Origin of the sequence: Nonomuraea sp. NPDC005983 (genome assembly GCF_040614375.1) — a bacterium.
Classification (GTDB): Bacteria; Actinomycetota; Actinomycetes; order Streptosporangiales; family Streptosporangiaceae; genus Nonomuraea.
In genome coordinates this window covers 14248-27992 of the sequence record NZ_JBEXUP010000113.1, presented here as the reverse complement: position 1 = coordinate 27992, position 13745 = coordinate 14248, and the positions used below count along the sequence as shown (strand labels likewise).

14 protein-coding genes are annotated in these 13745 nt (G+C 73.8%); 9 read left to right on the top strand and 5 right to left on the bottom strand.

Annotation, left to right across the window (positions count from 1 at the left end; all coding sequences use genetic code 11):
• The 8 genes from ABZ297_RS35145 to hpnH form a co-directional block, all read left to right on the top strand.
• Nucleotides 1-736: polysaccharide deacetylase family protein (locus ABZ297_RS35145; protein WP_355355574.1), on the top strand; the 736-nt coding region annotated here is incomplete at its 5' end.
• 281 nt (nucleotides 737-1017) lie between these two features.
• On the top strand, nucleotides 1018-1854 hold the full coding sequence (gene hpnC, locus ABZ297_RS35140; RefSeq protein ID WP_355355572.1) for a squalene synthase HpnC: 837 nt from the start codon (nucleotides 1018-1020) through the stop codon (nucleotides 1852-1854).
• On the top strand, nucleotides 1841-2728 hold the full coding sequence (locus ABZ297_RS35135) for a squalene/phytoene synthase family protein (RefSeq protein ID WP_355355570.1): 888 nt from the start codon (nucleotides 1841-1843) through the stop codon (nucleotides 2726-2728). Before hpnC ends, ABZ297_RS35135 begins: the two co-directional genes overlap by 14 nt.
• A gap of 56 nt (nucleotides 2729-2784) precedes the next feature.
• Nucleotides 2785-4203 carry a hydroxysqualene dehydroxylase HpnE gene (gene hpnE / locus ABZ297_RS35130; RefSeq protein WP_355355568.1) on the top strand — a complete coding sequence of 473 codons (1419 nt, stop codon included), beginning with the start codon at nucleotides 2785-2787 and terminating at the stop codon, nucleotides 4201-4203.
• On the top strand, nucleotides 4200-5210 hold the full coding sequence (locus tag ABZ297_RS35125; RefSeq protein WP_355355566.1) for a polyprenyl synthetase family protein: 1011 nt from the start codon (nucleotides 4200-4202) through the stop codon (nucleotides 5208-5210). The genes hpnE and ABZ297_RS35125 overlap by 4 nt, the downstream gene beginning before the upstream one ends.
• Before the next feature lies 1 nt (nucleotide 5211).
• The gene (gene shc / locus ABZ297_RS35120; RefSeq protein WP_355355564.1) at nucleotides 5212-7254 is read left to right on the top strand and encodes a squalene--hopene cyclase; all 2043 of its coding nucleotides are present in this window, start codon (nucleotides 5212-5214) and stop codon (nucleotides 7252-7254) included.
• Nucleotides 7251-7874 carry a hypothetical protein gene (locus ABZ297_RS35115; protein ID WP_355355562.1) on the top strand — a complete coding sequence of 208 codons (624 nt, stop codon included), beginning with the start codon at nucleotides 7251-7253 and terminating at the stop codon, nucleotides 7872-7874. Before shc ends, ABZ297_RS35115 begins: the two co-directional genes overlap by 4 nt.
• Nucleotides 7875-7876: 2 nt before the next feature.
• Nucleotides 7877-8875 (top strand): adenosyl-hopene transferase HpnH, encoded by a 999-nt coding sequence (gene hpnH / locus ABZ297_RS35110; protein WP_355355576.1) that lies wholly within the window; start codon nucleotides 7877-7879, stop codon nucleotides 8873-8875.
• On the opposite strand, the gene ABZ297_RS35105 is transcribed toward hpnH, so the two are convergent.
• From ABZ297_RS35105 to ABZ297_RS35090, 4 genes are all read right to left on the bottom strand, one after another.
• The gene (locus ABZ297_RS35105; RefSeq protein ID WP_355355560.1) at nucleotides 8841-9608 is read right to left on the bottom strand and encodes an SDR family NAD(P)-dependent oxidoreductase; all 768 of its coding nucleotides are present in this window, start codon (nucleotides 9606-9608) and stop codon (nucleotides 8841-8843) included. The two genes, hpnH and ABZ297_RS35105, sit on opposite strands and share 35 nt — an antisense overlap.
• A gap of 82 nt (nucleotides 9609-9690) precedes the next feature.
• Nucleotides 9691-10905 carry a hypothetical protein gene (locus tag ABZ297_RS35100; protein ID WP_355355558.1) on the bottom strand — a complete coding sequence of 405 codons (1215 nt, stop codon included), beginning with the start codon at nucleotides 10903-10905 and terminating at the stop codon, nucleotides 9691-9693.
• Nucleotides 10906-11051: 146 nt separating this feature from the next.
• Nucleotides 11052-11813 carry an SDR family oxidoreductase gene (locus tag ABZ297_RS35095; protein ID WP_355355556.1) on the bottom strand — a complete coding sequence of 254 codons (762 nt, stop codon included), beginning with the start codon at nucleotides 11811-11813 and terminating at the stop codon, nucleotides 11052-11054.
• A gap of 61 nt (nucleotides 11814-11874) precedes the next feature.
• On the bottom strand, nucleotides 11875-13008 hold the full coding sequence (locus ABZ297_RS35090) for an MFS transporter (RefSeq protein WP_355355554.1): 1134 nt from the start codon (nucleotides 13006-13008) through the stop codon (nucleotides 11875-11877).
• 106 nt (nucleotides 13009-13114) lie between these two features.
• On the opposite strand from ABZ297_RS35090, the gene ABZ297_RS35085 reads away from it, so the two are divergent.
• Nucleotides 13115-13549: a MarR family transcriptional regulator gene (locus tag ABZ297_RS35085; RefSeq protein ID WP_355355552.1), complete on the top strand. Its 435-nt coding sequence runs from the start codon at nucleotides 13115-13117 to the stop codon at nucleotides 13547-13549.
• Here ABZ297_RS35085 and ABZ297_RS35080 read toward each other — a convergent pair.
• Nucleotides 13536-13727 (bottom strand): hypothetical protein, encoded by a 192-nt coding sequence (locus tag ABZ297_RS35080; RefSeq protein ID WP_355355550.1) that lies wholly within the window; start codon nucleotides 13725-13727, stop codon nucleotides 13536-13538. The genes ABZ297_RS35085 and ABZ297_RS35080 overlap by 14 nt on opposite strands.
• Nucleotides 13728-13745 lie beyond the last annotated feature (18 nt).

Here is a 13745-nt window from a genome sequence, read left to right as displayed (position 1 = left end):
GGGACGAGTCGCGCGTGGAGCGGTGCGCGGGGCGGCCCGCGCGGCGTTGGCCGCCGGCGTGCTGGGGCTGGTGCACGCGGGTCCCGCCGCGACCTGGCTGCCGCCCGTCCGGCGGTTGCTGCCTCGTCTGGCCGGGGTGGGCGCGGCCGGGCACGTCGCGCTGACCTTCGACGACGGGCCCGACCCGAAGTCCACCCCGTGGTTCCTCGACGAACTGGAGCGGCTGGGCTGCCGGGCCACCTTCTTCGTCCTCGGCGAGATGCTCGACCGGTGCCCGGCGCTCGGCCGCCGCATCGTGGCCGACGGTCACGAGCTCGCCGTGCACGGCTGGCACCACGACAACGCCCTGCTGACCCGGCCCGGACGGATGGCGGCCGAGATGGGCCGGGCCGCCGACCTGGTGACCGAGGTGACCGGGACGGCCCCGCAGTGGTACCGGCCGCCCTACGGGGTGCTCAGCGCGGAGATCCTCCTCGCCGCGCGCCGCCGGCAGCTGCGTCCGGTGCTGTGGACCGCCTGGGGCAGGGACTGGACGCGTTCGGCCACCCCGGCGTCCGTGGCGGCGACGATGGCGTCCGGTCTGTGCGGCGGAGCCACCCTGCTCCTGCACGACTCGGACCACACCTCGGCGCCCGGCTCGTGGCGGTCCGCCCTCGGCGCCCTGCCTCTGCTGGTGGACGCCTGCCGGGAGGCGGGGCTGCGGGTCGGCCCCCTGCGGGAGCACGGAGTGCGTTAGGCACACGCCTTTCCTCCACGATTTCACGATTCCTGTGGAATACGCCGATAGAAACGGCATCCCACCCGTGCCATCTTTTACGCCGCTTTTCATCTGGATACGGTTTGACCTGTCTACACATAAAAGAAATGGACAGGCTTTCCAGAAACGCGGTCATACGTCCTGATCCCAAATATTCGCCCAGATCATGCCCGGTAAACCCCAATGAGGCAGGTGGCCGCGTTTATGGCCGCTCGCGACGGACAGCCTTCATTCATGCCATCCGGGGGGAGACGTGACAGGTGACCGTCGTAACGAGAGCTCGCGGGGAGAACTTCCCGGTCGCTTCCCGGCTGCTGCCGAACGGATACCGCCGTCACCTGCTCGCGGTGTACGGATTCGCGCGCCTGGTGGACGACATCGGTGACGAGCCCGGACACGACGATCCCCTGCGCCTGCTGGACGCCGTCGAAGCCGACCTGCTCCGCCTGTACGCGGGACGCGCCCCCCTCCTGAAGGCGGTCCGCGACCTGGAGCCGACCGTCACGGCCTGCTCGATCCCCCTCGCGCCGTTCCGGCAGCTGGTGGAGGCCAACCGGCGGGACCAGTCGGTCACCCGTTACAAGACGTTCGCCGACCTGCTGGACTACTGCGAGCTGTCGGCCAACCCGGTGGGCCACATCGTGCTGCACGTGTTCGGCATGGCCGCCCCCGACCGGCTACCCCTGTCCGACAGGATCTGCACGGCGCTGCAGCTCCTCGAGCACTGCCAGGACGTCGGCGAGGACTACGCGCGCGGCCGGATCTACCTGCCGCAGCAGGACCTGGAACGGTTCCGCTGCGCCGAGTCCGACCTGGCCGGACCCGCCACGCCGGACCCCGTCCGCGAGGTCGTCGCGCTCCAGACGGAGCGCGCCGAGCGGCTGCTCCGCGAGGGCGACCTGCTCGTCGCCTCGGTGACCGGCCTGGCCCGGCTGGCCATCGCGGGGTACGTCGCGGGCGGCCTGGCCACGGTCACGGCGCTGCGGCAGGCCGAGTTCGACGTGCTCGGCCAGGCGGTACGGCCGCGTGGCACGCCCCTGCTGACGGCGTGGCTGCGCATCCTCGCGAGAAGGGGGTGCGGCGGTGGGCGTCCCTGAGGCGTACCGGCACTGCGAGCAGATCATGCGCAGGCAGGCGCGTAACTTCTCCTACGGGATGCGGCTGCTGCCGGCGCCGAAGCGGCGCGCGCTGAGCGCCGTCTACGCCTTCGCCCGCCGGATCGACGACATCGCCGACGGGGACGCCACCACCGGGGAGCGGCTGGCCCGCCTGACCGCGGCCCGCGACACGCTGGACCCGCCCGCCTCCGGCATGGCGGGCGGCGTTCCCGGCTCGCACGACCTGGTGCTGATGGCGTTGCACGACGCCACCCTCCGCTACCGGCTGCCGCTCGGTGCCTTCGCCGAGCTCATCGACGGCTGCGCCGCCGACGTGCGCGGGACGACGTACGCGACGTTCGACGACCTGGTCGCCTACTGCCGGTGTGTCGCCGGGTCGGTCGGCAGGCTGTCGCTGGGCGTGTTCGGCGCCGACGACCCCGACGCCGCCCGGCCGCTCGCGGACGCCCTCGGCGTGGCCCTGCAGATCACCAACATCCTGCGGGACGTCCGGGAGGACCGGCTGGCCGGGCGGGTCTACCTGCCCGCCGCCGACCTCGAACGCTTCGGCTGCACGCTGGAGCTCGATCCGAGCGGCCGCTTCTTCGTCGACCCGCCGGAGCGGCTGGCCGAGCTCGTCAGGTTCGAGGCGGGCCGGGCGCGTGACTGGTTCGCCACCGGGATGTGCCTGCTGCCGCTGCTCGACGCGCGCAGCGCCGCCTGCACGACGGCCATGGCGGGCATCTACCGGTCCCTGCTGGAGCGCATCACGGCCGACCCCACCGGGGCGCTGGCCACCCGCCTGTCGCTGCCCGCGTGGGAGAAGGCCATGATCGCGGCACGGGCGCTCACCCTCACAAGGGCGGCCCGATGAACGGGACGCCGACAGCGGACAGACCGCTGGACCTCCAGCGAACGAGTGGAGAGGCGATGGGCAGGGCACCGCTGAAAGACGGGCCGCTGAAAGACGAGCCGCTGAAGGGCGGGCCGCTGAACGTCCGGCCGAGGAGCGCAGAGCCGATGGGCGGCGAGCCGGTCGCGATCGTCGGCGGCGGGCTGGCCGGCATCGCCGCCGCGCTCGCGCTCGAAGAGGCCGGCTACCGGACCACCCTGTACGAGGCCCGCCCCCGGCTGGGCGGCGCCACGCACTCGTTCGCCCGCGACGGGCTCATGGTGGACAACGGGCAGCACGTCTTCCTGCGCTGCTGCACCGCCTACCGAGGGCTGCTCGACCGGCTCGGCGCCAGCCGGCACGTCGAGTTGCAGGAGCGGTTCGACGTGCGGGTGCTCACCCCGGACGGGCGGTCGGCCCGGCTGCGGCGCCACGCGCTGCCCGGCCCGTTCCACCTCGTGCCGTCGCTGGCGTCCTACCCGCTGCTCCGTCCGGCGGACCGGCTGCGCGCGCTGCGGGGCTCGCTCGCGCTGCGCCGGCTCGACCCGGCAGACCCGGCGCTGGACAGGATCGATCTGGCGAGCTGGCTGTCCGCGCACGGGCAACGCGACGCCGCGAAGAACGCCCTGTGGGAGCTGTTCGCGGTGGCCGCCCTGAACGTCCGCGCGGAGGACGCCGCGCTCGGGCTCGCGGCGATGGTGTTCAGGACGGCGCTGCTGGGCCGGGCCGACGCGGCCGACATCGGCGTGCCCGCCGTTCCCCTCGGGCAGTTGCACGGCGAGGCGGCGCTGTCGGCCATCACCCGGCAGGGCGGCACCGTGCGGCTGGCGACGAAGGTCACGGCCATCGAGCCCGGCCCGGCGGTCGTCGTGGACGGCACGCGGGTGGAGGCGTCCGCGGTGATCGTCGCCACGCCGCACCAGCAGGCCGCGGCGCTGACCCCGCTCGACGCCGCCCCCGACCGGGACCGGTGGAGCGCGCTGTCCGCCAGCCCCATCGTCAACGTGCACGTCGTCTACGACCGGCGGGTCACCGACGTGCCGTTCGCCGCGGTCGTCGGCTCGCCGGTGCAGTGGGTGTTCGACAAGACGCGGGCGGCCGGGCTGCGCCGGGGCCAGTACCTGGCGGTCTCCGTCTCCGCCGCCGACCGGTGGATCGACTGCCCGGCCGCGCAGGCGCGCGCCGTCTTCGTGCCCGCGCTGGAACGGCTCTTCCCCGAGGCCCGGCACGCCCAGGTCGTCGACTTCTTCGTCACCAGAGAGCGCCGCGCCACGTTCCGGCAGGGGCCTGGCAGCGGCGTGCTCCGTCCCCAGGCCGTCACCCGATGGCCAGGGCTGTTCCTCGCCGGCGCGTGGACCGACACGGGCTGGCCCGACACCATGGAGGCTGCCGTGCGCAGCGGACTCAACGCCGCCAGATCGGCCAGGCACCACCTGGAACGGCAGGCGATCCGGTGAGCGACGTCGTCCCGCCCGCGGTCGTGACCGCCCGCGAGCTCGTGCAGCCCGTCCTGCGCGCCGCGGTGACCAGGCTCGATCCGATCACTGCGCGCGTCGCCGCCTACCACCTCGGCTGGGCCGACGAGGACGGCCGGCCCGTCACGGCCGGCGGCGGCAAGGCGCTACGTCCCGCCCTGGCCGTGCTGTCAGCCCGCGCGGCGGGCGCCGAGCGGGCACTCGCCGCCGCGGCCGCGGTCGAGCTGGTACACGCGTTCTCGCTGCTGCACGACGACATCATGGACGGCGACCGGATGCGCAGGCACCGTCGCGCCGCCTGGACGGTCTTCGGGCAGCCGGCGGCCATCCTCGCCGGCGACGCCCTGCTCTCGCTGGCCGGCGAGCTGCTCCTGGAGGACACCTGCCCGGGGCGGGTGCCCGCGGCGCGCTGCCTGGCCACCGCGACCCGGCGGCTGATCGCCGGGCAGGCGCTCGACCTGGAGTTCGAGCGGCGCGACGACGTGAGCCTGGACGAATGCCGGCACATGTCCGCGCACAAGACCGGCGCGCTGCTGGCCTGCGCCTGCTCGATCGGCGCCATCGCGGTGGACGCCCCCGCGCCGCTGGTCGCGTCCCTGGCCGCGTTCGGAGCCGAGGTCGGCCTGGCCTTCCAGCTCGCCGACGACCTGCTCGGCATCTGGGGCAGCCCGGCGGCCACCGGCAAGCCGGTGCTGTCCGACCTGCGCGCCCGCAAGAAGTCGCTGCCGGTCGTGGCCGCGCTCACGAGCGGCACCCGGGCGGCGGCGCGGCTGGCCGCCCTGCTGTCCGCCCCGCACCCGCTGTCGGAAGGCGACCTGCGCGACGCCGCCGCGCTGGTCGAGGACGCGGGCGGACGCTCATGGGCGGAGAGCGAGGCCAAGCACCGCCTCGACACCGCCGGACGGCACCTCGCCGACGCCGACATGGCCCCGGCCGTGCGCGCCGAGTTCCTGGACATCGCCCGCTTCCTCACCTCACGAGGTCACTGACATGACCACAGTCGCCGCGTCCACCTCCACTGGGCCCACCTCCACTGGACCCACCGCCGCCGCGCTCGCCCTCGACGCGGCGCGCGACCACCTGCTCGGGCTCCAGACGTCCGAGGGATGGTGGAAGGGCGAGCTGGAGACGAACGTCACCATGGACGCCGAGGATCTGCTGCTGCGCGAGTTCCTCGGCATCCGCGCCGAGCGGGACACCGCGGAGGCGGCCCGCTGGATCCGCTCGCGGCAGCGCGACGACGGCACGTGGGCCACCTTCCACGGCGGCCCCGGCGACCTGTCCACCACGGTCGAGGCGTACACCGCGCTGCGGCTCGCCGGCGACCCGGCCGACGCCGCGCACATGCGAGCGGCCGCCGCCTTCGTCCGCGAGTCGGGCGGGATCGAGGCGAGCCGGGTGTTCACCCGCATCTGGCTCGCCCTGTTCGGGCAGTGGCGCTGGCAGGACCTTCCCGTCCTGCCGCCCGAGACGGTGTTCCTGCCGCCGTGGTTCCCGCTCAACATCTACGACTGGGCCTGCTGGGCGCGGCAGACGATCGTGCCGCTGACCATCGTGAGCGCCCGCCGCCCGGTCCGTCCGCTGCCCTTCGGGCTGGCCGAGCTGCGCACCGGGCGTCCCGTCCGCCGCGGGCGCGGCGGCTGGGACGGGGTGTTCGCCGCCCTCGACCGCGCACTGCACGGCTACGAGCGGCGTCCGGTTCCCGGCCTGCGCCGGGCGGCGCTGCGGCGGGCGGCCGAGTGGATCGTGGCCCGGCAGGAGCGGGACGGATCCTGGGGCGGCATCCAGCCACCCTGGGTCTACTCCCTGATCGCGCTGCGCCTGTCCGGCTACGGCCTGGACCACCCGGTGATGCGCAAGGGCATCGAGGGGCTCGACCGGTTCACCATCCGCGACGAGCAGGGACGCAGGCTCGAAGCGTGCCAGTCGCCGGTGTGGGACACCGTGCTGGCGATCAACGCGCTGCGCGACGCGGGCCTCCCCCGCGACCATCCCGCCCTGGTGCGGGCGGCCGGCTGGGTCCTCGGCGAGGAGATCACCGGCCCGGGCGACTGGAGCGTGCGACGGCCGTCGCTGCCGCCCGGCGGCTGGGCGTTCGAGTTCGACAACGACGGCTACCCCGACGTGGACGACACCGCCGAGGCCGTCCTGGCCCTGCGGCGGGTGAAGCATCCGGACGTCCGCCCCGCCGTCGACCGCGCGGTCCGCTGGATGGCCGGCATGGTGTCGCGGGACGGCGGCTTCGCCGCGTTCGACGCCGACAACACGCGCACGCTCTGCACCCGCCTGCCGTTCTGCGACTTCGGAGCCGTCATCGACCCGCCCTCCGCCGACGTCACCGCGCACGTCGTCGAGGCGCTGGCGGTGGAGCCGCCGCCGTCTCGCGAGGTCGTGCGGCGGGCGGTCGTCTGGCTGCTGAAGGCGCAGGAGGCGGACGGGTCGTGGTTCGGCCGCTGGGGGGCCAACCACGTGTACGGCACGGGCGCCGTGGTGCCCGCCCTGATCGCCGCCGGGGTGCGGCCCGGGGCCCGGTGCGTCCGGCGGGCGGTGTCCTGGCTGGAACGCCACCAGAACGAGGACGGCGGCTGGGGCGAGGACCTGCGCTCCTACACCGACCCGGCGTGGATCGGGCGCGGCGCCTCGACGCCGTCGCAGACCGCGTGGGCGCTGCTGGCGCTGCTCGCCGCCGGGGAGCGGACCTCCGCGGTGGAGCGCGGCGTGGCGTGGCTGGTCGCCCGCCAGCGCCCGGACGGCACCTGGGACGAGCCGTTCTTCACCGGCACCGGGTTCCCCGGCGACTTCTCCATCAACTACCACCTCTACCGGCTGGTCTTCCCGATCAGCGCGCTGGGCCGCTACCTGAGTTCCGGCCCGGGAGCGGGCGCCACCGCGAGCGTGGGCGACGGCGCGAAGGCCCGCGGCCGCGCCTGCGAGAGCGCCCACCCGGGTGACGGCGCGGCGGCCCGCGACGGCACGGCGATCGGCGACGGCGCGGCGGTCGGCGAAGCTGCCAGTGGGAAGGCTGCGTCATGACCAGTCTGCTGATCTGCACCGCGCTGGGCATCGAGGCGCGCGCCCTGCGGGAAGGGCTGATGCCCGCCACGGAGGGCGTGGAGGTGATCCGGATGGGGATGGGCCCCGGCAACGCGGCGTCCGCCTTCCCGCTTCTCGCCGACGTCGAGGCGCTGGCCGTGGCGGGCTTCGGCGGAGCCCTCGACGAGGGGCTGCGCCCCGGCGACGTGGTGGTGGCCGAGGAGGTCCGCTTCGACGGGCGGGTGCTGCCCTGCCCGTCAGCGCCGTTCGTCGCCGAGGAGCTCGCCGGCGCCGGACTGCCGGTGCGCACCGGCCCCCTGGTGACGTCCGGCCAGCTCGTGGTGGGAGCGGAACGCGGCCGGTTGGCGGCGCAGGGGGCGCTCGCGGTCGACATGGAGTCCGGGCCCGTGGCCGCCGCGGCGGGCGGGCGGCCGTTCGCGGCGGTGCGCGTCATCGTCGACACGCCGGCCACCCCGTTGCTGCACCCGGCCACGCTGCTCAGCGGCGTGCAGGCGCTGCGCACGCTCCGGCACGTCGGCCGGGCGCTGGCGCGCTGGGCGCGCCGGACGGCCTGGGAGTCCGAACAGTGCGCGCCCCCCGAGGAGGTGCGGTCGACGTGACGATGCCCGTTCGCCAGGCCCTGCGCATCGGCGGGTACGTCCTGTGGCAGAAGCTGCGGGGCCGCTCGAAGTTCCCGCTGCTGCTGGAGCTGGAGCCGCTGTTCGCCTGCAACCTGAAATGCGCGGGCTGCGGCAAGATCCAGCACCCCGCCGGCGTGCTGAAGCGGCGGATGCCCGTCGAGGAGGCCGTCGCCGCCGCCGAGCAGTGCGGCGCCCCGATGGTGTCCATCGCCGGGGGCGAGCCGCTCATGCACCCGCAGATCGGCGAGCTGGTGCGCCGGCTCGTCGCCAGGAAGACCTACGTGTTCCTGTGCACCAACGCGCTGCTCATCCCGAAGAAGATCGACGAGTTCAGGCCGTCGCCGTACTTCGCGTGGACGGTGCACCTCGACGGGCTGCGGGAGCGGCACGACGCGTCGGTGTGCAAGGACGGGGTGTTCGACGAGGCGGTCGCCGCGGTGCGGGAGTGCCGGCGTCGCGGCTTCCGCGTCACCACGAACACCACGTTCTTCAACACCGACAGCCCGCGGACGGTCATCGAGGTGCTCAACTTCCTCAACGACGACCTGCGCGTCGACGAGATGATGATCTCTCCCGGGTACGCCTACGAGAAGGCCCCCGACCAGGAGCACTTCCTGGGCGTCCAGGAGACCCGCGCGCTGTTCCGCAAGGCGTTCTCCGGCGGCAACCGGCGGCGGTGGCGGCTCAACCACACCCCTCTGTTCCTCGACTTCCTGGAGGGCAAGGTCGACTTCCCGTGCACGGCGTGGGCGATCCCGTCGTACTCGCTGTTCGGCTGGCAGCGTCCCTGCTACCTGATGTCGGACGGGTACGCGGCCAGCTACCGCGAGCTGGTCGAGGAGACCGACTGGGACTCCTACGGCCGGGGCCGCGACCCCCGCTGCGCCAACTGCATGGCGCACTGCGGCTACGAGCCCACGGCCGTGTTCGCCACGCTGACCTCGCTCAGGGAGTCGCTCCGGGCCGTGCGCGGCGGCTGACCGGCTTGCCGAACACGCCGGCCAGGGCGCGGAACGGCCCCGGCGCGGCGCCGCGCAGCCGGGCGGGCAGCCGCAGCCAGCCCGGCGCGTACGTCTCCGGCCGCCCGCGCTCGACGGCGGACACGATCGCCCGCGCGACCCGCTCCGGCGGGATCGGCGCGGGCCGTCGCCGGGCGTACGGCGTGCCGCGCCGGGCGAAGAAAGCGGTGTCGACGACGCCGGGCAGCACGACGGAGACGCCGATCCCGTCCAGCTCGTACCGCAGGCTCTCGGCGAACGCGATGAGCCCGGCCTTGGTCGCGGAGTAGACGGCCTCGTCGCGCACGCCGACGGCGCCGGCGATCGAGGCCACGAAGACGAGGTGCCCCCGGCCGCGGTCGATCATGGCCGGCAGGAGCAGCCGGGTCAGCTCGATGGGGGCCGCCAGGTTGGCCGCGATCAACCCCTCGGCGGTCCCGCCGGGCATCACGGTGAGCGGCCCCGCCCAGCCGATGCCCGCGTTGCTCACCAGGACGTCGACCGGCCCCGCCCGCCGCGCCAGGGCGGCGGCCTCCGTGACGAGGTCCGCGGCGAGCGCCTGGCCGCCGACCTCGGCGGCGACGGCGGCCAGCCGGGCCCGGTCGCGCCCGGTCACCAGCAGGCTCGCCCCGGACGCGGCCATCGCCCGCGCCGTCGCGGCGCCGATGCCCGACGACGCGCCGGTGATCAGCACGCGCGCCCCCGCGAGTCTCAACGGACCCCCATCCACGTCGCTCCCGGCTGTTTCCCGGGTGTTCCCGCAGATGGCGACCCGTAAGCGCGGGCCTGGCGGCTGTTCAGCCGACAGCGGCGCCGGACCTCTGCTGGAACCAGGCCAGCACCTTGGGCAGCGACAGCCTGAGCGAGGCGAAGTGGTTCCCGTCGCCCACCTCCGTGAGGGTCGCGTCCACATGCCGCGCCTGCAGATCCTTCAGGCAGCTCGCGGAGTTGGCGGGGACCACGTCGCGGTCGCCGGTGGCGGCGAAGAGCCGCACTGGCGCCCCGGCGCGCAGGTCGCGGCACGTCGTGTCGTTCTCCCTGATCGCCTTCAGCAACCGGCCGGTGGGCTTGCCGAGCTTGCCGAGGTAGGCCGGGGTGAGGAGCTCTTCCAGCGTGGACGGCAGGCCGGCCGCGATGCTCTCCTGGTCGTGGCCCCCGTCGAGCAGGTCCGTCACCTTCGCGTCGTACGGCGGGCGGAACGCCTCGGACGGTTCATCGTAGATGTCGTAGACGCGGTCCATCGAGGTCAGCCAGTAGGCGAGATAGAACGCCGCCGACCGCCCGTCGAGCCCGCCGTCCACCGCGGCGGGGAACTCGGCGTGCTCGACGTCGAACGGGCCGCTGATCGGCGCGATCGCGGACACGTCCAGGTCGCGGTCCTTCTGCAGGGCCGCGCCCAGGGCCATGGCGGCGTGGCCCCCCTGGGAGAAACCGGTCACCATGATCCGCTTGTCGAGTGTGACCTGGTGCTGCTGGGCGAGCGTCCGGGCGGCCTTGAGGAAGTCCACGGAGGCCCCGGCCTCGGTGGCGGTGTGCATGTACGGGTGCGCGCCCGGCCCTTCGCCCAGGCCGAGATAGTCGGCGGCGGCCGCGGCGAAACCGTGCGCGGCGAAGTAGACCGGCAGCAAGCGGCCCTCCCCCGTGGACGCCACCGAGGGCGCCGCCCGCCTGTCGGCCATCGTGCCGTGGCTGTAGCTGACCACGCGAAGGTCGTGGGCGGATGTCTGGGGCAGGACGAGCGAGCCGGTGGCCGTGGTGGGCCTGCCCTTCACGTCGACGGTGCGGTAGCTGACGCTGTAGACGTCGACGCCCTTGGCGTTCTCTATCGCGGGAAAGCCCGCCTTGCCGAGGAAGGCGTTGACCTCGCCGCTCGTCATGCGGGCCGACTGCTCGGCCTTCACCAGGGCGCCTCTGGCGGGAGTCGCCGCCGCGGCGGCGGTCGTCGTCAGAGGCGCGGTGGCCACGAGGGCGGCGCAAGTGAGAGCCGCGATGCGCGGGAAATTCTTGATCACGGCAGAACGCTATTGCCCCTGCGTGGCCGCCCCAAGCAGGACATCCCCCGCTTCGTGGTAGGGAGGGCCCTACCTGGCTCCTCCGCCGGCAGGCGCCTGAGACCGTGTCCCGACCGCGCCCGTCCGGCTCGTCGGCCGGTGTCGCGTCAGGCGAGGTAGCCGCCGTCGATGGTGAGGACGGTGCCCGTGATGAAGGACGCACCCGGGCCTGCCAGGAAGGCGATTCCCGCCGCGATCTCCTCCGGCCTGCCGAAGCGGCCCATCGCGTTGGCCGCGCGCTGGACGTCGGCGAAGGGTCCGTCCGCGGGGTTCATGTCGGTGGCCACCGACCCGGGCTGGACGACGTTGACGGTGATGCCCCGGGGGGCCAGGTCCCGGGCCGCCCCCTTGCTGTACCCGATGATCGCGGCCTTGGTCGAGGCGTAGTCGGCGACGCCCGCGAATCCAGGGCGGACGGCCTGCATGGAGCCGACGGTGATGATCCGTCCGCCGTCGCCGAGGAGCCGGGCGGCGGCCCGGATGCCCGCGGTGACGCCGCCGACGTTGACGGCGAGTTGCCGGTCGAAGGCCGCCAGGTCGCCGTCGGCGTCGTCGACCCGGCCGGCGACGTACGTCGCGGCGTTGTTGACCAGCACGTCGAGCCGCCCGAAGTCAGCCGCGACGGCGGCCACGAGGTCGCCGACCTGCCGGGGGTCACCCTGGTCGGCCCGGTAGGCGGCCGCCCGCGCCCCGGCGCGTCCGAGGTCGGACACGAGGGCCTCGGCCTCGTCGGCGGAGACGGAGTAGCTGATCGCCACCGCGGCTCCGCCGGCTGCCAGGGCGCGGGCGGTCGCCGCTCCGATGCCGCGCGACCCGCCGGTCACCAGCGCGACCTTGCCCTCCAGCGCCCTGCCTGCTGCGCCATCCATGAAAGAACTCCTAACTCGGGTATCGATGATCTGCTCCGGGCCCGTGAGGGCGGAGGCGGTGTCAGGCGCGGGCGGCCAGCACGCGCTCGCGTCGCAGGCTGTAGAGCGCGACGGCCAGGCCGGCCGCGGTGAGGAGCGCGCCGACGAGGTAGATCGACCGCAGGCCCGGCCCGCCGCTGATGACCTCGCCGCCGAGCCAGCCCGCGAACGCGGCGGCGACCTGGAAGCCGGAGGCGTTGACCGCCACGGCCAGCGTCGGAGCCGCGCCGGCCGTGGACAGCACCCGCGTCTGCATGCCCGGGATGATGGCGAACGCCAGCACCCCGATGACGAAGGTCATGACCACCGCGGCCACCTGGACCCCGCTGACGAGCCAGAACAGCGCCAGGACGCCCGTCAGCACGGCGAGCAGGCCGGTCAGCGACGGCATCAGGGCCTTGTCCGAAAGCCAGCCGCCGAGGAAGTTCCCGGCCACCGCGCCGGCGCCGTACACCAGAAGCAGGACGGGCACCGAACCGGCGGCGAACCCGCTGACGTCGGTGAGCAGGGGCGTGATGTAGGTGAAGACGGTCACGATGCCCACGTTGCCGACCGCGGTGAGGACGATCGCGAGCTGGACGTCCCGATCGGCGAAGACGCGCAGTTCGCCGAGCACTGACCCCGTCGCGACGGCCGGCTGGGCGGGGACGTACCGCAGCACCAGCAGCAGGGCCGCGACGCTGAACGCGGCCACCGTCGCGAACGTCGCCCGCCAGCCGAGGTTCTGCCCGATGAGGGTGCCGATCGGCGTTCCGAGGATGATGCCCAGGTTCATCCCCAGGGCGACCTTCGCCACGGTGGACGCCTGCTTGCCCGCGGGGGCCATGGAGACGGCGGTGGCGACCGCGACGGCGAAGAAGGTGGCCACGATCAGGCCGGCGGCGAACCGCGCCACCAGCAGAACGGCGTAGTTCGGCGCCACCGCCGAACCAAGGTTCGCGATGACGGACACCGCGATGAGTCCGACGATGAGCGGTTTGCGGCCGAGCCGCGCCGTCAGGACGGTGACCACCGGCCCTCCGACGATCATGCCGATCGCGTAGGCGGTCACCAGTGCGCCGGCCGCGGGAATCGACACCGACAGGTCGGCGGCCACGTCCGGCACGATGCCGACGATCACGAACTCGCCGGTCGTGAGGCTGAAGACCACCAGCATGAGAGAGAAGACAGGAAGCGGCACGAAGAACGCCCCAAATACATCTAGTTCGAATAATGCGAACTAGAACTATCATAGTTCGAAGCAGGAGCGCTACGCTGGGAACATGACAAGGCAGCCGGAACTGTCGACCGACGGCCAGATCGATCGCGACGTGTGCAAACTGGTCCACCAGTTCGCGCAGCGGCTCGACGTCCACGTGCGCCGCATCGCCGAGGAGGTCGGGCTCACCCCGACCCAGGTCGTCGCGCTCCGCGAGCTGTCCGAGCCGATCACCGCGCGCGAACTCGCCACCCGGATGTCCTGCGAGCCGTCGAACGCGACCTTCGTCCTCGACCGGCTGGAACAGCAGGGCCTGCTCGAACGCCGGCCGCACCCCACCGACCGGCGCGCCAAGCAGATCATCCTCACCCCGGCCGGAGAGCGGTGCCGGGCCGACGTCGTCGAACGCCTGGGCGCCCAGTCCCCGCTGGTCACGCTCAGCGCCGACCAGCAGGACACCCTGCGCGAGCTGTTGCGGGCGCTCGTCACGCCACGCTGAACGCCGATCCCTGATCGTCCAGCGAGCTGAGCGACCACAGCCGCCGCATCTCCGGGCAGCTCTCCAGCAGCTCCTCCAACGTCCCCCTGCCGACCACCCGGCCCCGGTCGAGGACGATGATCTGGTCGGCCCGCGCCAGCACGGCGGGACGGTGGGAGACGACCAGCAGCGTCGACACGCCGGTGCCGCCCGGTGG

Coding starts and splice junctions, on each gene's coding strand:
- ABZ297_RS35095 (WP_355355556.1), bottom strand. CDS start 11,813: ATGGATGGCGCAGCAGGCAGGGCGCTGGAGGGCAAGGTCGCGCTGGTG.
- hpnE (WP_355355568.1), top strand. CDS start 2,785: ATGGGCAGGGCACCGCTGAAAGACGGGCCGCTGAAAGACGAGCCGCTG.
- hpnH (WP_355355576.1), top strand. CDS start 7,877: ATGCCCGTTCGCCAGGCCCTGCGCATCGGCGGGTACGTCCTGTGGCAG.
- ABZ297_RS35090 (WP_355355554.1), bottom strand. CDS start 13,008: ATGCTGGTGGTCTTCAGCCTCACGACCGGCGAGTTCGTGATCGTCGGC.
- shc (WP_355355564.1), top strand. CDS start 5,212: ATGACCACAGTCGCCGCGTCCACCTCCACTGGGCCCACCTCCACTGGA.
- ABZ297_RS35115 (WP_355355562.1), top strand. CDS start 7,251: ATGACCAGTCTGCTGATCTGCACCGCGCTGGGCATCGAGGCGCGCGCC.
- ABZ297_RS35085 (WP_355355552.1), top strand. CDS start 13,115: ATGACAAGGCAGCCGGAACTGTCGACCGACGGCCAGATCGATCGCGAC.